Here is a 17,464-nt window from a genome sequence, read left to right as displayed (position 1 = left end):
ACGCATAGGCTGATTTACGAGGTAACCGGGGGTCGGCCCCAGTCCTACCCCTGAGGTGCCTCCCACGTGCGCCGCCATGTGACGGGGCCCACTACGCCGTCGTCGTCGATCTTCTGCTGGCGCTGGAAGCGGCGGCACACGTCGCGCGACTGGGGCCCGTACGCGCCGTCCACGTCGATCTCCCACTCGCGCTCGGCCATCTTGGCCTGCCACGTGCGCACGTCGTCGCCGCGCGTCACCGGCGGGTACTTGAGCAGCCGGCCGGGGAACGGCGGCACGCCCGGCGGCTCAGGGGCGCCGTTGCCCCCGCCGTCGGGCCGGGGCGCGCCCCGGCGGACCCACGCGTACAGCGGCCCGCCCGGGCAGTCGGTGGCGTACCCGTCACGGTGCCCCTTGATCTCATCGCCCGCCCGCCCGTTCTGCCGGGTATGGTCAATGGCGTCCAGAATCGCGTGCAACATCCCGTCAGGCGGTTCCAACAGCCCCGCGTTGCCCACCAACCCGAGCACCGCGTAGTGGCCCCGGTTGAGCCCGGAGCCGTTGGCGGCGGGCAACCGGTTGAGCCCTCGGCCTTCGAAGACCTTCCGGTGCGGGCACGCCACGAACGAGTAGCCGATGTCGATCCAGCCGTTGCCGTCCATGTGCGAGTTCTGGATCGAGCGGACCAGGGTCGTGCAACGGTCATGCTCGTCGACGATGCGGGGGTCGACCCGCCCGCCGGTGTAGTGGACCTTCACGCCCTTGGTCGAGTCGAGCCGGGTATGGCTCCCGCGCGGCGATCGGGCACCCCACGCTTTCCTGCTGATCAAGTCAATGGCCATGACTTACTCCCGGAAGACGTCACCTTGAACACTCAGCGTAACGTCCTCCCTCATTCAGGTGAGGATATTCGGTTGATTTTACCTATGGCCGGATGACCCGCTCTTCCGTCACGATCGCCGTGATCAGGTCATGTGGTGTCACATCGAAGGCGGGATTGAGCGCGTCCGTGCCTTCGGGAGCCACGCGCGTGCCGCGGAAGGCCACGATCTCGTCAGCTCCGCGGTCCTCGATCTCGATGTGCTCGCCCGACGGGGTGGCCGGGTCGATCGTGCTCTCGGGGGCGACGACGATGAACGGCACCCCGGCCCGCTCCGCGCCGAGCGCGAGCGCGTACGAACCGATCTTGTTGGCGGTGTCGCCGTTGGCGGCGATCCGGTCGGCGCCGATCAGCACCGCGTCGACGCCTCCCCTGGCCAGCAGGTACGGTCCGGCGCCGTCGGTGACGAGGCGGTGCGGCGCGCCCATCCTGGCCAGCTCCCAGGCGGTGAGCCGGGCGCCCTGCAGCAGGGGGCGGGTCTCCAGGGCGAGGACCTCGGCGAGCCTGCCGCGTTCGTGCAGGGTCTGCGCGACGCCGAGCGCGGTGCCCCGCTCGACGCAGGCCAGGCCGCCGGTGTTGCACACGGTCATGATGCGCAGCCGGTCGCCTTCGAGCAGCTCGGCGCCCCGCTCGCCCATGGCGTGGCAGGCCGCGATGTCGTCGTCCCTGATGCGCAGCGCCGTCTCCAGCACCGCCTCGGGCCCCTCCGGGATGCGGGCGGCGGCCCGGTCGACGCCCCAGGCCAGGTTGACGGCGGTGGGCCGGGCCGCGCGCAGCCGGGCGACGGCATCCTGGTCGCCGCGGGCCAGCACCACGCCGAGCGCCCCCGCCACGCCGAGCGCGGGCGCGCCCCGCACGGAGAGCCGGCGGATGGCGCCGACCAGCTCGTCCACGGTCTCGACGCGCAGGGTCACGCACTCGTCGGGCAGCCGGGTCTGGTCGACGAGCTCGACGGCGCCGTCCACCCAGTCGATGGTCCTCACCCGCCGAACGCTAGCGCAGCTTCCAGGTACGGATCAGCGCCCGGCGAGCACCCCGACGCCCCCGGCGGAGAGATCGATCACCATACCGGCGAACCGGGGCGACCTGTAACGTAACGAACCATGGCGACTCCCCTGACGCCCGGCGATCCGGCCGAGCTCGGCGGCTACCGGCTGGCCGGGCGGCTCGGCGAGGGCGGGCAGGGCGTCGTCTACCTGGCGCACTCCGAGGCCGGCGAGCCGGTCGCGATCAAGCTGCTGAGCACGGGCGACCGCGAGACGCGGGCGCGGCTGGCGCGCGAGCTGGCGGCCCTGGAGGGCATCGCCTCGTTCTGCACGGCGCGGGTGCTGGCCGCCTCGACCGACGGGCCACGCCCGTACGTGATCAGCGAGTTCATCGACGGCCCCTCGCTGTTCGAGCGGGTGCGCGACCGGGGGCCGCTGGCGGGCGGCGACCTGGAGCGGGTGGCGATCGGCACGGCCACGGCCCTGGCGGCGATCCACGCGGCCGGCATCGTGCACCGCGACCTCAAACCGGCCAACGTGCTGCTGGGGCCGGACGGGCCGCGGGTGGTCGACTTCGGCATCGCCAGGGCCGAGGGGGCGGCGACCATGACGTCGGGGCTGATCGGCACCCCCGCCTACCTGTCGCCCGAGCAGATCGGCGGCGCCCCGGCGTCCCCGGCCTCCGACGTGTTCGCGTGGGCGGCGACCGTGCTGTTCGCGGCGACCGGGGTGAGCCCGTTCGGCGCCGACACGGTCCCCGCCGTGCTCCACCGCGTCCTGCACACCGAACCGGACCTGCGACCGCTCCCCCCGCGTCTGCGCGGCCCCATCGCCTCGGCCCTCGCCAAGGACCCGGCCCTGCGCCCCACCGCCCCCTCCCTGATGGTCCAGCTGGTCAACCCCGGCTCCCCCGGCCCGGTCGACGGCCCCACCGGGACGGGTGCTGGCGAAGGGCGGAGGGTGGATCGGACAGGGCCGGGGGCCCCCGCTCTCACCACCGGGCCCGGGCGCGGGCGCTCCAGGGCGGTGCTGGTCGGCGCGCTGGCCGTGGTGGTGGCGCTGGCGGCCGGCGGCGCGGCGCTGCTGTGGACGTACCTCGGCGCGAGGGACTCCGCCGCCCTTCCCACTCAGAACACCGTCTCCACGACGGTCCCGCCGTCCCCGAGCGGGGAGCCGACCCCGGCCGGGGAGCCGACCCGAGCCGGAGAGTCCACCCAGGCCGAGGAGCCCGTGCGTCAGGAGCCCACCCGCTCACCGGCTCAGAGCGGCCGGGGCGACCTGCGGATCCCGGCCGCGTTCGCCGGCACGTGGGAGGGCACCGCCGACAGCGAGATGCTGGACAGGAAGTTCGAGGACGAACCCGTCGCCATCACCCTCGAGGAGGGCGAGAGCACCGGCACCTGGCACGCCCCCGGCGAGGACGCGGGCTGCGAGACCGGCACACTCCAGGTGACGGAGGTGTCGGAGAAGAAGCTGTCGTTCCGGCTCGGCGGGCTGGGCGGTCTGTGCGCGGTGTACGACAGCGCCGGCGGCATGCGGGTGACGCTGGAGCGCACCGACGACAACGAGGCGGATTACCGGCTGACCATGCCGATGGGCGGAAAAAGTGACGGTGAGCTGAAGCGAGCAGGTTAAAGTTTTCGACACGCGCACCCGAGGATGTGATCATAGACCCCATGTCTGTCATCAGGGAGGTGCCGTTCCCCAGCCCGGAAGACGCCGAGCTTCCCATGAACATCTGGCTCGACGACTCCGACTCGGCCGTCGACGTGATCGACGCGCTGGCCCTGTCGCCGTTCGCGACGGGCCTGCAGCCGTGGTCGCGGGTCGCCAGCCTGGAGCGGGTCCGCGCCGACGCGCCGCTGCGCCCCGCCGAGGGCCGCGTGGTGCGCACCGCCATGGTCGAGGACGGCATGGAGTCGCGGCTGATCTGCGGCGAGGGCTGGACCCTGCGGGTGATCAGGCACCGCAACCGCTCGGCCACCCTGAGCGTGAGCGCGATCAGCGAGGACCTGGCCCGCACCGTGCTCAAGGAGAGCGTCGCCGGCGCCGAGGAGGCCGCGCCGGAGACCGACCACGTGGAGATGGGCTTCTGGTGGCGCGGCTCCCACGGCGGCAACCGGTCGGAGAAGCCGATCACCGCCCAGCCGTGGGACCAGATCAGCGGCAACTACGCCGAGCGGGTGCGCGGCGGCCTGGCCGACCTGATGACGATCACCCCCGGCGACGTGAACGGCCGCCTCCTCCTGCTGCACGGCCCGCCGGGCACCGGCAAGACGACACTGCTGCGCACGCTGGCCAAGCAGTGGCACGACTGGTGTCAGGTCGACTGCGTGCTCGACCCCGAGCGGCTGTTCGACGACCCCGGCTACCTGATGGAGGTGGCCGTCGGCTACGACAACGACGAGGACGAGAAGCAGCGCTGGCGGCTGCTCGTGCTCGAAGACTGTGACGAGCTGATCAGCGCGTCGGCCAAGTCGCAGGCGGGCCAGGGCCTGTCGCGGCTGCTCAACCTGACCGACGGCCTGCTCGGCCAGGGCCGCGACGTGCTGGTGGCGATCACCACGAACGAGGACCTGACCCGCCTGCATCCCGCCGTCGTGCGTCCCGGCCGCTGCCTGGCGCAGCTGGAGGTCGGCCCGCTGTCGCGCGAGGAGGCGGTCGCCTGGCTGGGCTCCTCCGACGGCATCGGCCCGTCGGGCGCGACCCTCGCCGAGCTGTACGCGCTCCGCACCGGCCGCACCTTCACCCCGGCCGCCTCCGACGACAACACCGGCCTCTACCTGTAGCCCGGCCGGCCCTACGACACGGCGACACGGACCCCTGAACCCGGGGCCGTGTCAGACGGGGGCCTCCACGGTGGCGCGGGCGGCGATCCTGGCGGCGAGCACGTGCTTGCACGGGCCGCGGGAGCCGCGGTGGTCGAACCACCACTCGCAGGTGCACGAACCCGGCCCGACCGCGACCCAGCGGACGCCGCCCGGCGTGGTGACCTCCGCGTGGTCGCCCTCCAGCCGCACCGCGCCCGACTCCACCAGGGCGCGGGCCGCGGTGAGCCGCGGGTTGAGCTCCGCGACCTGGTCGCGGTCGTACGGGAGCTCGCGGTGGAAGTGGGACGCGTCGTGCAGGTCGTACCCGACGCGGCCGGCGGTGCCGAGCTGGGTGAGCGCGGCGCGCACCCGCGCGGGCGGGAGGCCGGAGCGGTCGGCGAGCAGCCCGATCTCCACGGCGGGCTCGAAGTTGAGCAGCATGCCGATCAGGTCGGCGTCGCCGGCGGCCTCGTCGGTGGCCAGGTCCTCCAGCACCTGACCCTCGCCGGAGAAGCCGCGCCACGGCTGCGGCGAGACCGCCAGCGTGTAGCGCATCCCGGGCAGCTCCAGCTCCCACGCGCTCGCCTGGTGCTCGGCGTCGCCCGCGGGGCCGTACACGCGCAGCGCCTTGGCGAACCTGAGCAGCGGCATGAGCGTGACGATCCGCCCGGTGCCCGACAGGCAGACGGCGCCGCGGCCGGGGCCGGCGGCCAGGCGCAGGTCGCGTCCGGCGGGCGCGGCCCAGACGGCGCCGCGCGCCCGGCGCGGCAGCGAGCGCAGGAAGCGCACCGCCTGCGGCCCGTTCAGCTCGGCCCGCAGGTCGAACCCGGCCGCGATCACCTGCACCTCGGCGAAGCCGCGCAGCCACCGGGTCGGCAGCGGCACCTTCTTCTCCACCACGGCGCCGTCGAGCGTGGTGACGGTCAGCTCGTCGGGGCCGACGCCCAGGTGGAGCGGGTCACGGCCGCCGACCCGGCGCAGCGACTCGCGCAGCGGGCCGTTGACGTCGACGTTGGTGGTGCCGCGGTCGAGCACCTCGCCGTCGAGGGCGGTCACGTCGAGCCGGGCGTAGACGCCGCCGCAGGCGGAGAACGACTCGAACCTGAGCCGGTCGCCGTCGCAGGTCACCACCGGGTCGCGGGTCCAGCCGGGGCGCGGCTGGTGGTAGCGGGCCAGCGCCACGTCGGCCACCGCCAGCAGCCCGGCCGCGGCCGGGGCGGCCTGGGTGAGCAGGCCGCTGAAGAACCTCGGGTGCGTGTGGGGCCCGGACAGCGCCGTGCCGCCGGAGGTCGACAGGCCGAGCCTGCCGTCGGCGAGCGTGGAGGCCCCGGCGTAGGAGTACGCCTGCACTGCTTGAGTCATGGCCCGGACGATAGTGATCACGACCGACAATCAGGCCAGTACGTAAAACATCCGATGCGTGACCTGCGGCGCGACCCCACAATGGGGCTGGTGCTCACTGTCGACCGGCCCCGCGTCGCCCTCACCCGCTTCGCCGTGCCCCCCGTGCTCCCGGACACCGGGGACGGCTGGACCGGTGACGACCAGCGGATCGGCTTCCCCGCGACGCAGCTGGTGCCGTCGTGGACCGCGCGCACCCCGCCGGGTTCCTGGATCGAGGTCGAGCTGCAGGCGGTCACCGCCGAGGGCCGCCGCACCAAGTGGTACGTGATGGGCCGCTGGTCCGAGCACGGCGAGCCGCGCACGTCGGTGGCCGGCCAGGGCGACGACGACGGCGACGTGGCGGTCGACACGTTCGTGGCCCGGCGGCCCGTCACCGCCTACCGGGTCCGGGTGCGGGCGTGCGGGGCGGGCGCGCGGGTCGACGGGCTCGCGGTGATGGCGTCGGCGCTGCCGCCGCACCCGTCCGGCTCGCCGCCGTCCGGCCGCGAGCCGGTGGAGCTGGACGTGCCGGCGTTTTGGCAGCACGCGCACGCGGGCCACCACCCGGAGTACGACGGCGGCGGCGCCAACTGGTGCGGCCCCGCCGCGACGTCCATGGTGCTGGCCTACTGGGGCCGCGGGCCGGACGATCTGGGATGGGTCGGCGGCGGCTGCCCCCACCCGGCCGTCGACCACGCCGCGCGCGGCACCTACGACCGCAGCTACCTGGGCACCGGCAACTGGCCGTTCAACGTGGCGTACGCGGGCTCGTACGGCCTGCGCGGGTTCGTGACCCGGCTGAGGTCGGCGGCCGAGCTGGAGCGGTTCGCCCGCGCCGGGATCCCGGTGGTGGTGTCGCTGTCCTTCAAGGAGCGCGAGCTGCCCGGGTCCGGCTACTCCACGAGCGGCAACCTCATGGTGGTGACCGGCTTCACGGCCGGCGGCGACGTGCGGGTCAACGACCCGGCCGTGCCCGACGGCCGGGTGCGGCGGGTGTATCCGCGGGCGGCGTTCGAGCGCGTGTGGCTCAGGAGTTCCGGCAGCGGCGGCATCACGTACGTCCTGCACCCACCCGAGATGTCCCTGCCCGAGTCCGATGGCAATTGGTGAGACATGAGTATTGAAGCGATTGATGTGGCCCGCACCGACGGCGGCCCCCAGTGGGTCGAGGCCGTCGCCACGCCCGCGGGCGTGGAGGTGTGGTGGGACGAGCCGCGCCCGCACGAGGGCGGCCGGCGGTGCGTGGTGCGCGGGCTGCCCGGCGGCGGGCGCGCGGACGCGCTGCCCGGCGGCTGGAACGCGCGCAACCGGCTGGTCGAGTACGGGGGCCGCTCGTGGCGGCCGTTGCCCGGCGGCGGCCTGGTGTTCACGAACTGGGCCGACCAGCGGGTCTACCGCGTCGACGGCGGCGACCCGGTGCCACTGACGCCGGAGGGCCCGGCCCGCTACGGGGACCTCTACCTGCCGCCGGGCCGGGCCGAGGTGTGGGCGGTGCGGGAGACCGACGACGTGCGCGACCTGGTGGCGATCCCTCTTCCCGGCCCCCTTTCCGGCGGCGAGGTGCGGGTGGTCGCGAAGGCGCAGCACTTCCTGATGAACCCGCGTCTCTCCCCCGGCGGCGGCCACGTCGCCTGGATCGGCTGGGACCACCCGGACATGCCGTGGGACGGCACCGAGCTGTGCGTCGCCCCGCTCGGCGACGACGGCGTCGCGGGCCCGTACACGGTGGTGGCGGGCGGCCGGGAGGAGTCGGTCGTGCAGGCCGAGTGGCGCGACGACGACACGCTGTACGCGGTCACCGACCCGACCGGCTGGTGGAACGTGCACGAGATCGGCCGCGACGGCGTCCGCGGGCGCAACCTCACGCCGATGGAGCTGGAGTTCGGCAACGCGCCGTGGAAGCCGGGCATGACCTGGCTGGCGCTCGCCGGCGACCGCCTGGTGCTGGTGTACGGCACGGCCGACCGGCGGCGGCTGGGCGTGCTCGACCCGGCCACCGGCGAGCTGCGGGAGATCGGCGGCGAGGCCACCCACTGGGCCTCGACCGTCTCGGCGGCGGGCGGGAAGGCCGCGGCGGTGCCCGCGACCCCGTTCTCGCCCCTGGAGGTGGTGCTGGCCGACCTCGACGGCGGCGGGCTGGAGACCGTGTCGGCCCCCCGGCCGCTGCCGGACCGCGCGCTGCTGGCCGAGCCGGAATCGATGACGATCGAGGGGGTGCACGCGCACGTGTACCCGCCGCTCGGCGTCCAGGGCCCGGCCCCGTACGTGATCTTCGTGCACGGCGGGCCGACCGGCAGCAGCCCCGTCATGCTCGACCTGGAGATCGCCTACTTCACCAGCCGCGGGCTGGGCGTGGCCGAGGTCAACTACGGCGGCTCCGCCGGATACGGGCGGGCCTACCGGGAGCGGCTGCGCCACCAGTGGGGCGTGGTGGACGTGCACGACTGCGCCGTAGTGGCGCGCGGGCTGGTGGAGCTGGGCCGCGCCGACGCGGCCAGGATCGCGATCAGGGGCGGCAGCGCCGGCGGCTGGACGACGGTGGCGGCGCTGGTGCACAGCGACGTGTTCGCGGGCGGCGTCGCGCAGTACGCGATCACCGACCCGGAGAGCTGGGCGGCCGAGACGCACGACTTCGAGTCTCGCTATCTGGACGGGCTGATCGGGCCGCTGCCGGAGACGCGGCAGCGCTACACCGACCGTTCGCCGCTGCTGCACGCGCACCGGGCGTCCGGCCCGTGCCTGATGCTGCACGGGCTGGAGGACGCGATCGTGGACGTGAGCCAGGCCGAGCGGTTCGTCGCCGAGCTGGACCGGCACGGCAAGCGGTGGGCGCTGCTCACCTTCCCCGGCGAGCAGCACGGCTGGCGCAGGGAGGAGACCATCGTCGCGGCGCTGGAGGCCGAGCTGGCCTTCTACGGTCAGCTGTTCGGGTTCGAGACGCCCGAGGTCGCGCCGCTGAAGCTGGAGGGCGGGAAGTGAAGAGCGTCGCCGAGATCTGCTCGGACCTGATCAGGTTCGACACCACCAACCCGGGCTCCGGCGAGCGCCCGGCGGCCGAGTACGTCGCCACGCTGCTGGCCGACGCCGGGCTGGAGCCTGAGGTGTTCGAGTCCGCGCCCCGGCGCACGACCGTGGTGGCCAGGATGGCCGGCGACTCCTCCGACGCGCTGCTGATCCACGGTCACCTGGACGTGGTGCCCGCCGACCCGGCCGAGTGGCGGATGCATCCGTTCTCCGGTGAGATCGTCGACGGCTGCGTGTACGGCAGGGGCGCGGTCGACATGAAGGGCTCGTGCGCGATGACCCTGTCCACCGTGCTCGGCATGCGGGCGCGCGGGCAGCGGCCGAAGCGCGACCTGGTGCTGGCGTTCCTGGCGGACGAGGAGGCGACCGGCGACTACGGCTCCCGCCACGCGGTGACCGAGCACCGTGAGCTGTTCGACGGGGTGACGGAGGCGATCAGCGAGTCGGGCGGGTTCAGCGTCACGTCCGGCGGCCACCGGGTCTACCCGGTGGCGGTGGGCGAGCGCGGCACCGCCTGGATGAAGCTGACCGCGCACGGCGTGGCCGGTCACGGCTCCAAGCCTCCGGTCGACAACCCGGTGGCCACGCTGGCGCACGCGCTGTCGCGCCTGGCCGCACACCAGTGGCCGGTACGGCTCACGCCGCCGGTCGCGGCGCTGATCCGCGAGCTGTCGGCGATCACCGGACAGCCGGTGGACCTGGACCGGCTGGACGCCGAGGCGGCCCGGCTCGGCCCGCTGGGCGAGCTGTTCAAGGCCCAGATCCGCAACTCGGCCAACCCGACGATGCTGGCCGCCGGCTACAAGGTGAACGTGGTGCCCTCCTCGGCCGAGGCGCACGTCGACGGCCGCTACCTGCCGGGGCTGCGGGAGGAGTTCCTGGAGACGCTCGACGAGCTGCTCGGCCCGAAGATCACCCGCGAGTTCGTCAACCTGGAGGACGCCCCGGCGGCGCCGTACCCGTCGTCGTTCTTCGACGAGCTGGCCGGCTCTCTGGTGGCCGAGGACCCGCTGGCCAGGCCCGTGCCGTACGTGATGAGCGGCGGCACGGACGCCAAGTCGTTCGCCGGGCTCGGGATCCAGGGGTACGGGTTCGCGCCGCTCATGCTGCGGCCGGATCTCGACTACTTCGGCATGTTCCACGGCAAGGACGAGCGGGTGCCGGTGGCGGGGCTGGAGTTCGGCACGAGGGTGCTGGCCAGACTGCTCACCTGACGGTCTCACCCCCGGCGGCGCAGCACGCGGCGCGCGGTGAGGGCGCACAGCAGGGCGGAGGCGGCCACCAGGATGCCCGCCTCCGTCCACTGGAAGCGCCAGAACCGCTCCGGCGGGTGGTAGGTGACGGCGTAGGCGTAGCCCTCGGCGAACAGGCAGTCCTGCCACGCCTCGGCTTTCGCGCTGCTCCGCCCGGTGTCGAGGCCCCGTTCGCAGGCGGCGGGGTCGTCCACCGCCCGCCCCGACGGGTCCACCCAGGTGGCGCCGACCAGCCGGGCGTCGGGGTCGTCGAGCACGACCGTGCCCGACAGCACGGCCCGGTCCGGCGGGGCGTAGTGGTCGCTGAGCGCGAACAGCGTGAACATGGTGGCCGCGACCCCGGCCACGACCAGCGCCATCGCCGGGAGCGTGCGCCTGAACAGCGTCCCGGCGAACCCTCCGGCCGCGAACGCGTACAGCCACCACGCGGCCGGCGCCACCCCCGTCATGTTGAACACCCCGATGTTGCCGAACCCGGAGTCGATCCCCTCCCTGAACACCGGACGCCACAGGCTGACCATGAGCGACAGCAGCAGCCCGCCGGCCACCACCGCGCCGCCCAGCACGCCGAGCTTGACCGCCAGCCACCGCCGCACCGGCACCGACTGGGTCCAGGCCAGCCGGTGGGTGCCGCGCTCGTACTCCCTGCCGAGCAGCGGCGCCCCCCAGAACGCGCCGATCAGCGCGGGCAGCACCAGCGGCATCCAGCCGAACAGCGTGTAGACGGCGTCGTACCGCTCCCCCAGGCCCACCGCCACCTCGACCGAGCCGCAGTGGGCGAAACCGGCGGGGCAGCCGTCAGGGAAGTAGCCGGACACATAGCTCCGGGCCTCGGTCGCGGAGCCGAGCAGCAGCAGCCCGAGCACGACCAGGAAGCCGGCGGTGGTCAGGAGCTGCGCCCGGTGCTGGCGCCAGGTGACCCAGATCATCGCGCCACCCCCGCAGGACCCGGCAGCGCCGCCGCCTGAGGGCTGCGCAGGTAGCCCATGACCAGCTCGTCCAGGTTGGGGCGGCGGGTGCTCCAGCGCGGGCCGAGCGCGCGGTCGCCGCGGACCAGCAGGGTGGCGTGCCTGCCGGTGCCGGTCGCGGAGACGGCCTCCAGCCCTTCGGCCGCCTCCGCCGGGCCGGACAGCAGCAGATGGCCGGCCAGCAGGTCGTCGATGTCGCCGCTGACCTGGAGCCGGCCGCCGTTGAGCACGACCAGCCAGTCGCAGGTGTCCTCCAGGTCGGCGATCACGTGCGAGGACAGCAGCACGGTGAGGCCGCGCCCGGCCACCTCGCCCATGAGGGTGCGCATCACGTCGTGCCGGGCCAGCGGGTCGAGGTTGGCCAGCGGCTCGTCCAGGACCAGGAGGTCGGGCGTCCTGGCCAGGGCGAGAGTGATCGCGACCTGCGCCTGCTGCCCGCCGGACAGCCTGCCCGCCCTGCGGCCGAGGGGGACGCCCAGCGCGTCCAGCCGGGCCCGCGCGCCCTCGCCGTCCCAGCGGGTGTTCGTCCGCCGCCCGAACTCCAGCAGCTCGCCGACGGTGAACGACTCGTACAGCGGCTTGTCCTGGGCCACGAACGCGGCGGTCCCCCGTACCGAGACGTGTCCCCGGTCGGGCGCGAGCAGGCCGACGGCGGCGAGCATGAGCGTGGTCTTCCCGGCCCCGTTGGGGCCGACCAGCGCGGCGACCCGCCCGGCGGGCACGGACAGCGAGCAGTCGCACAGCGCCCACGCGCGCCGGCGCCGCACGCTCAGCCCTGTGGTTTCCAGCACGGGCACCTCCAGGATCGGCGCGCTCACGCCACGCCCTCCCGGGAGGCGTCGGAGAGGACGGCGGCGAACAGCGCCCGCAGGTCCTCCTCGTCAAGCCCGGCGTCCCTGGCCTCACGCACCCACGCGGCCAGCCCCCGCCGCAGCCGCGTGTGCTCGGCCAGCCCGGCCCCGCCGAAGCCGCGCTCCACGAACGTGCCGAGCCCCGGCCGGCCCGTCACGAGCCCCTCACGCTCCAGCTCCCGGTAGGCCTTGAGCACGGTGTTGGGGTTGATCGCCAGCTTCTCGACGACCTCCCGCGCGGTGGGCAACTGGTCACCGGGGCGCAGCGTGCCGAGCCGCAGCGCGTGCTTGACCTGGTGGACGAGCTGGAGGTACGTGGCGACGCCCGACCCGCGGTCGAGCTGGAACTCGATCATAACACCCTTTCACTAATGAAGTAGTGAAAGGGTGATGGACTCGGCCCCGGCCTGTCAACCGAAGACGGTCTTGGGACGTTCCTGGAGCTCGCCGTCGACGTAGACGTCGACCTTCTCGTCGTAGAAGGCGATCAGGCCGGCGACGCGCTCGCTCTCGGGCAGCGGGGTCGGGTACGACCACGCCAGGTCCTTCTCGCCGTTGACCGACCAGTATTCGGCGGTGCCCTTGTAGGGGCAGTGCGTCACGGTGCCGGTGTGTTCCAGGAGGTCCAGCCGGACGTCCGTCTTCGGCAGGTAGTAGCGGGGCGGCAGGCCCGTCTCGAACAGGATGCGGGCGTGCCGCGAGTCGGCCACCGTCACGCCCGCGACCTCGACCCGGACGTGGCGGGAGCTGGGGAGGATGTCGACGCGGGTGTAGGGGCTGCGGGCGTGCACGTACACCTGTTCGTCCTCCTCGAACCAGGCGTCCATGGCGTCCCAGGTGAAGCGGACATGACCCCTGATCGCCTCCAGCGGCGAGTCCGGGTACGTGACGGCGGCGTCGGCCGCCTCCTTCCCGCCCGCCGTCACCGTGTGGACGACCCCGTCGCCCCGGCTCGGCGAGCGCTCGACCGCTCCCGTCGGCTTGAGCTCGGCCTGGACGTCGTCCAGCGGGACGTAGTAGGCCGGGTAGTAGGGCACCTCCCACACCAGCAGGGCGCGGGTGGTGTCGGCGACCGGGCGTCCACCGAGAAAGATCCTGACACGCTTGGCCGAGGGCTCGACGCGGACCCGGCCACGGCTCACGGCATCCATACCCACGCAAACCCCGGCTCCCGCGGGGCTATTCCACCCCGAACGCCGCCAGCGTCGCCCACGTGACGAGCGCGCCCACGGCCGTGCCCGCGGCCACCTGGGCGGGGGTGTGGTGCGCCAGCCGGACCCTGGCCCAGCAGACCAGCGCCACCACCGCCGCCCCGGCCAGCAGGACCGGCACGGCGGGCAGCACGTACGCGAGCACCACGACCGTGCCCGCGCACACGGCGGCGTGGAAGGAGATCTTCCAGCGGAACGTGACCGGGATGGTCACGGCCAGCGCGGCGAGCATCGCGGTCACGGCGGCCAGCAGCAGCCGCGGCGCGCCCAGCCAGGCCAGCAGCACCAGCGCGCCCAGCACGCCCGCGACGGCGGCCAGCAGCGGCCCCGGGCGGCTCGCCCGATCCACGATGTGGTGGGAGTCGAGGCGGCCCGACCGCACCCCGGCGGCGATCACCGCAGCGGGCACTCCCCCGCACAGCACCGACGCCACCAGCCCCCACGCGGCCCCCGTCCAGCCCTGGGCGACCAGGCCGATGGCCGGCGGCATGGAGATCACCAGGACCTGCGGGGCGAGCAGGTCGGTGACCCCGCGCGCGAGCCGATCGGACATCATGTCAGGAGGGTACGCGATCATGCTCCGCACCCAGGTGACCCCGGGCCAGGTGTCTTCCCATCCCGGCCGTCGTACGGGAGAGGCCGGGCTACCCCTTGCCCGCGGCGTTGACGATGCGGGTGGTGGAGCGGTCGGGGATGGCCTCCATCTCCCAGCACTCGGCCCCCAGCAGCGCCGCGGCGGCGCGCCGGCCCCCGGCGTGCGGGTCGCCGGCGGTGTGGGCGAGCGCGCCCGGCCGCATCGGCGCCAGCAGATCGATGTAGTGCTCAGGCGCGTGCGCCTCCGGCGGCCCGGTGACGATGAACACGCCGGTCACCGCGCGCAGCGCGGCGAGCACCTCGGCCCGCTCCACCGCCGGGTTGAACGGCCGCGAGGGGCCCTTCCACGCCCGTACGCGAGGATCGTCCTCTACGCCGACGACCAGGGGCAGCCCCCGGGCGGCCACCTCTCCGAGATAGCGCACGTGGCCAACGTGCAGGATGTCGAAAACTCCGGTCACGACCGCCGCCCCCGGGTGGTCGTACCGCTGCACCCAGACGGCCTCCAGGCTGCTCACCCAGGCACCCCTCCTAGTCGACTCGTCGATCGCAGCGTACAAGGTCCGGCGCGGCACCCCGACAGCCGATCGCCGGAAAGGCGATTCCTACCTTTTCGCGATAATCCGCGGGGGTGGGTTCGCGCGTCGAACAACGTCGCCGAAACGGGGGGTCAGCGTGACACGACCGGACGTCCATCAGCCCGAGCACGACCTCGAGATGCGCTTCCCCGGGGACCCGGCGGCGGTCGCCAGGGCGAGGGGCCTGGTCACCGGCACCCTCGGCCGCGACCACCCGCTGCACGACGACTGCGCGCTGCTGATCAGCGAACTGGCCACGAACGCGGTGCTGCACACCCGCTCGGGCGGGGGCGGCTCGTTCACCGTGCGGCTGCGCGCGACGGGAGCGACGGTGCTGGTGTGCGTCGAGGACGCGGGCTCTGACGGCCCGCCGTGCGTGTGCGGCGCCGACCCGCGGGCGACGAGCGGGCGCGGGCTGCCGATGCTGGAGGCGCTCAGCAACCGCTGGGGCTACACCCGGGGTGACGGGACGACGACGGTCTGGTTCGAGCTGCTGCTGGTGACGGTGCCGGCCGGCTGGGCGGCCGAGCCGGTCTAACAGAGCCGGTTCTAGACGAGCCGGTCTAGACGTCGAGCCGGCACAGGCCCTCGGCCAGCGCCTTCGTGGTCAGCCGGGTGCGGCTGTCGCAGGCCAGCTTGGCGAAGATGTGCTCGAGGTGGGTGGTGACGGTGCGGACGCTGAGCACGAGCGCGGCGGCGATCTGCGGGTTGGAGTCGCCGGCCGCGACCCGGGTGAGCACGTCCACCTCGCGCCCCGTCAGGTCGTACGGCAGGGAGCAGGGCCGCTCGGCCACCACCGCGCCCTGCAGCGAGCCCTGGTAGCCGACGCCGGCGCGCAGCAGCCGGGTCTCGTGCCACTGCCCGCTCCGGTCGAGCCAGAGGCCGTGACGGCCGAGCTCGCGCGAGTCGATGAACGCGCGCGCGTAGGCGGGCATGGCCGGATCGTCGCGCAGCGCCTCGGAGACCGGCCGCCCGGGGACCTCGCGCAGGATGCCGGCCCGGTCGAAGGCGACCGCGTGGAACCCCGGCGGCAGCCCCACCGGGTCGATCACGCACCGGGTGAGGTCGGTGACGTGCGCCAGCATCGGGCTCACGGCCGTCACCAGCGGCCCGGTCAGCTCGGGGAACGCGTCGCGGGCGGCCAGGTGGAGCAGGCCCGTGTAGCGGCCCTCGGCCAGGAACAGCGGCGCCGTCAGCCCCGCCCGCCACCCGTAGGGCGCCAGATGGCGGCGGAAGTAGAGCTCGGTGCCCGGCTCCGGCATGACCACCGGCCGGCGGGTGGCCATCGCCGTGCGGTAGGCCTCCAGCCCGGTGTATTCCTCGGCGGCGTCGCCGTCGACGCGCCGGTGCCCGTCGGACACGACGCTCTGGTGGCGGCCGGTGGCGGGGTCGAAGGCGACGAACTCGTAGGCGTCGACCGGCACCACCTCGCGCAGCGCGGTCATCGCGCCGTGGGCCCCGGCTCCCGCGGCCACCTGGTAGCCGACCTCGGCGAACGCCTGCAGCTGGCGGACGTTCAGGGTGATCTCGGCCACGGTTCTTTATACCACTGCCGAATTTTCCGGGGGCGGACGCGAGAGTCAGGCTGCTATCGTCGGACTCATGCAGCGCGCTCTCGTCACGACGACGCCGGACCCCGTCCCGGCGCGCTGATTCCTGCTCCCGGGCGAATGCCCGGGAGAGTCGGTCGTTCGCCCTTTCCACGCGAAGGACGATCATGAACGACCACCGCAGGCTCGGGCGCGAGCTCGGCCTCTTCGACACCGACCCGCTGATCGGCTCCGGGCTCCCCTTCTGGCTGCCCGCGGGCGCCGCCGTCCGCAAGGCCGTCGAGGACTACGTGTACGAGCTGGAGCGCCGCAACGGCTACCAGCACGTCAACTCGCCCGTGCTGGGCAAGCGCGAGCTGTACGAGCGATCCGGGCACTGGGCGCACTACGCCGAGGACATGTTCCCGCCGATGCGGGTGGGCGGGGAGGAGTTCGTGCTGCGGCCCAGCCTCTGCCCGCACCACGCGCTCGTCTACCGCTCCCGCCCGCGCACCCACCGCGACCTGCCGCTGCGGATCGCCGAGCTGGGCGGCATGTACCGCTCGGAGCTGTCCGGCGTGCTCGGCGGGCTGACCAGGGTACGGGCCATCCAGCTCAACGACGGGCACGTGTTCTGCCGGCCGGAGCAGGCGGCCGGCGAGGTGTCGGCCGCGCTCGACCTGATCGAGGCCGCGCACGCCCAGCTCGGCATCGAGGCCGCCCGCTACCGGCTGTCGCTGCGCGGCGAGGGCGCCAAGTTCGTCGACGACCCGGAGATGTGGGACCGCTCGGAGTCGATCCTGCGCGAGGTGCTCGACCAGCGCGGGCGGGCCTACGACGAGGAGCGCGGCGAGGGCGCCTTCTACGGCCCCAAGATCGACATTCAGATCGCGGACCCGGCGGGGCGCGAGTCGACCCTGTCGACCGTGCAGGTCGACTCCTTCCAGCCGGAGCGCTTCGACCTGGAGTACGCGGGCGGCGACCGGCCGGTGATGGTGCACCGCAGCGTGGTGGGCGGGCTGGAGCGGCTGGTGGCCCACCTGATCGAGGTGCACGGCGGCGCGTTCCCCGCCTGGATGGCGCCGGTGCAGGCGGTGGTGCTGCCGCTGTCCGACGCCGAGCTGCCCGCCGCGGGCGACGTGGTACGGCGCTGCGTGGCGGCGGGGATGCGGGCCGAGCTCGTCGAGCCGGGCCGGGGCACCCTCGGCGCCCGGATCAGGGTCAACCGGCTGGTTCCCTTCCAGCTCGTCGTGGGACCGCGCGAGGCGGCCGGCGGCGGGGCGGCGGTGCGGCTGCGCGACGGCTGCCAGGCCGGGGTGGTGCCGGTCGCGGAATTGGCGGCGATGTGCGCGCCGCGCTTCCAACCCGGTCAATAGATCAAATAAACGTCACGGCTCTTCCCACAGCCGGTAAAGGGC

General features: G+C 73.9%; 17 protein-coding genes. 7 read left to right on the top strand and 10 right to left on the bottom strand.

Annotated features, from left to right (window positions below; genetic code table 11):
* Nucleotides 1-44: 44 nt before the first annotated feature.
* Together ACZ6YG_RS06665 and mtnA are read right to left on the bottom strand one after the other, a co-directional pair.
* Nucleotides 45-821, bottom strand: a complete 777-nt coding sequence (locus ACZ6YG_RS06665; protein WP_466017384.1) for a peptidoglycan recognition protein family protein — start codon at nucleotides 819-821, stop codon at nucleotides 45-47.
* A gap of 82 nt (nucleotides 822-903) precedes the next feature.
* Nucleotides 904-1,842 carry an S-methyl-5-thioribose-1-phosphate isomerase gene (mtnA, locus tag ACZ6YG_RS06660; protein ID WP_148032524.1) on the bottom strand — a complete coding sequence of 313 codons (939 nt, stop codon included), beginning with the start codon at nucleotides 1,840-1,842 and terminating at the stop codon, nucleotides 904-906.
* A gap of 120 nt (nucleotides 1,843-1,962) precedes the next feature.
* Between mtnA and ACZ6YG_RS06655 the strand changes: the two genes are divergently transcribed.
* Together ACZ6YG_RS06655 and ACZ6YG_RS06650 are read left to right on the top strand one after the other, a co-directional pair.
* Nucleotides 1,963-3,480, top strand: a complete 1,518-nt coding sequence (locus tag ACZ6YG_RS06655) for a serine/threonine-protein kinase (protein WP_466017383.1) — start codon at nucleotides 1,963-1,965, stop codon at nucleotides 3,478-3,480.
* Between the two features lie 41 nt (nucleotides 3,481-3,521).
* The gene (locus ACZ6YG_RS06650) at nucleotides 3,522-4,634 is read left to right on the top strand and encodes a DUF5925 domain-containing protein (protein ID WP_148032526.1); all 1,113 of its coding nucleotides are present in this window, start codon (nucleotides 3,522-3,524) and stop codon (nucleotides 4,632-4,634) included.
* Nucleotides 4,635-4,685: 51 nt separating this feature from the next.
* On the opposite strand, the gene ACZ6YG_RS06645 is transcribed toward ACZ6YG_RS06650, so the two are convergent.
* Entirely contained in the window at nucleotides 4,686-6,017 is a 1,332-nt protein-coding gene (locus ACZ6YG_RS06645; RefSeq protein ID WP_466017382.1) for an SWIM zinc finger family protein, read from the bottom strand.
* 81 nt (nucleotides 6,018-6,098) lie between these two features.
* On the opposite strand from ACZ6YG_RS06645, the gene ACZ6YG_RS06640 reads away from it, so the two are divergent.
* The 3 genes from ACZ6YG_RS06640 to ACZ6YG_RS06630 are packed head-to-tail and all read left to right on the top strand — an operon-like array spanning nucleotide 6,099 to nucleotide 10,276.
* Nucleotides 6,099-7,148: a peptidase C39 family protein gene (locus ACZ6YG_RS06640; RefSeq protein WP_271276492.1), complete on the top strand. Its 1,050-nt coding sequence runs from the start codon at nucleotides 6,099-6,101 to the stop codon at nucleotides 7,146-7,148.
* Between the two features lie 3 nt (nucleotides 7,149-7,151).
* Nucleotides 7,152-9,017 carry a S9 family peptidase gene (locus tag ACZ6YG_RS06635; protein ID WP_466017381.1) on the top strand — a complete coding sequence of 622 codons (1,866 nt, stop codon included), beginning with the start codon at nucleotides 7,152-7,154 and terminating at the stop codon, nucleotides 9,015-9,017.
* Nucleotides 9,014-10,276: a M20/M25/M40 family metallo-hydrolase gene (locus ACZ6YG_RS06630; RefSeq protein ID WP_148032528.1), complete on the top strand. Its 1,263-nt coding sequence runs from the start codon at nucleotides 9,014-9,016 to the stop codon at nucleotides 10,274-10,276. Before ACZ6YG_RS06635 ends, ACZ6YG_RS06630 begins: the two co-directional genes overlap by 4 nt.
* 5 nt (nucleotides 10,277-10,281) lie before the next feature.
* Here the strand turns inward: ACZ6YG_RS06630 and ACZ6YG_RS06625 are convergent, their stop codons facing one another.
* The 6 genes from ACZ6YG_RS06625 to ACZ6YG_RS06600 all read right to left on the bottom strand — a co-directional run bounded on the left by ACZ6YG_RS06625 (nucleotide 10,282) and on the right by ACZ6YG_RS06600 (nucleotide 14,457).
* A complete protein-coding gene (locus tag ACZ6YG_RS06625; RefSeq protein WP_148032529.1) occupies nucleotides 10,282-11,244 on the bottom strand; it encodes an ABC transporter permease in 963 nt (320 codons plus the stop codon).
* Entirely contained in the window at nucleotides 11,241-12,101 is an 861-nt protein-coding gene (locus tag ACZ6YG_RS06620) for an ABC transporter ATP-binding protein (protein WP_466017380.1), read from the bottom strand. Before ACZ6YG_RS06620 ends, ACZ6YG_RS06625 begins: the two co-directional genes overlap by 4 nt.
* On the bottom strand, nucleotides 12,098-12,490 hold the full coding sequence (locus tag ACZ6YG_RS06615) for a GntR family transcriptional regulator (RefSeq protein ID WP_148032530.1): 393 nt from the start codon (nucleotides 12,488-12,490) through the stop codon (nucleotides 12,098-12,100). The genes ACZ6YG_RS06620 and ACZ6YG_RS06615 overlap by 4 nt, the downstream gene beginning before the upstream one ends.
* 54 nt (nucleotides 12,491-12,544) lie before the next feature.
* Nucleotides 12,545-13,285, bottom strand: a complete 741-nt coding sequence (locus ACZ6YG_RS06610; protein ID WP_148032531.1) for a DUF427 domain-containing protein — start codon at nucleotides 13,283-13,285, stop codon at nucleotides 12,545-12,547.
* A 28-nt stretch (nucleotides 13,286-13,313) separates the two neighbouring features.
* Nucleotides 13,314-13,901, bottom strand: coding sequence for a phosphatase PAP2 family protein (locus ACZ6YG_RS06605; protein WP_148032532.1), 588 nt, complete (start codon nucleotides 13,899-13,901; stop codon nucleotides 13,314-13,316).
* Nucleotides 13,902-13,989: 88 nt separating this feature from the next.
* Nucleotides 13,990-14,457: an adenylyltransferase/cytidyltransferase family protein gene (locus tag ACZ6YG_RS06600; protein ID WP_148032533.1), complete on the bottom strand. Its 468-nt coding sequence runs from the start codon at nucleotides 14,455-14,457 to the stop codon at nucleotides 13,990-13,992.
* Between the two features lie 157 nt (nucleotides 14,458-14,614).
* Between ACZ6YG_RS06600 and ACZ6YG_RS06595 the strand changes: the two genes are divergently transcribed.
* The gene (locus tag ACZ6YG_RS06595; protein ID WP_261808648.1) at nucleotides 14,615-15,055 is read left to right on the top strand and encodes an ATP-binding protein; all 441 of its coding nucleotides are present in this window, start codon (nucleotides 14,615-14,617) and stop codon (nucleotides 15,053-15,055) included.
* 25 nt (nucleotides 15,056-15,080) lie between these two features.
* Here the strand turns inward: ACZ6YG_RS06595 and ACZ6YG_RS06590 are convergent, their stop codons facing one another.
* A complete protein-coding gene (locus ACZ6YG_RS06590; protein WP_148032534.1) occupies nucleotides 15,081-16,052 on the bottom strand; it encodes a helix-turn-helix transcriptional regulator in 972 nt (323 codons plus the stop codon).
* Between the two features lie 8 nt (nucleotides 16,053-16,060).
* On the opposite strand from ACZ6YG_RS06590, the gene thrS reads away from it, so the two are divergent.
* Complete coding sequence (gene thrS, locus ACZ6YG_RS06585; RefSeq protein WP_466017473.1) at nucleotides 16,061-17,422, top strand: threonine--tRNA ligase; 1,362 nt, start codon at nucleotides 16,061-16,063, stop codon at nucleotides 17,420-17,422.
* Nucleotides 17,423-17,464 lie beyond the last annotated feature (42 nt).

This window comes from Nonomuraea sp. NPDC054003 (genome assembly GCF_055585125.1).
The sequence above is the reverse complement of the archived record's forward strand: the minus strand, read 5'-3'. Positions and strand labels throughout refer to the sequence as shown.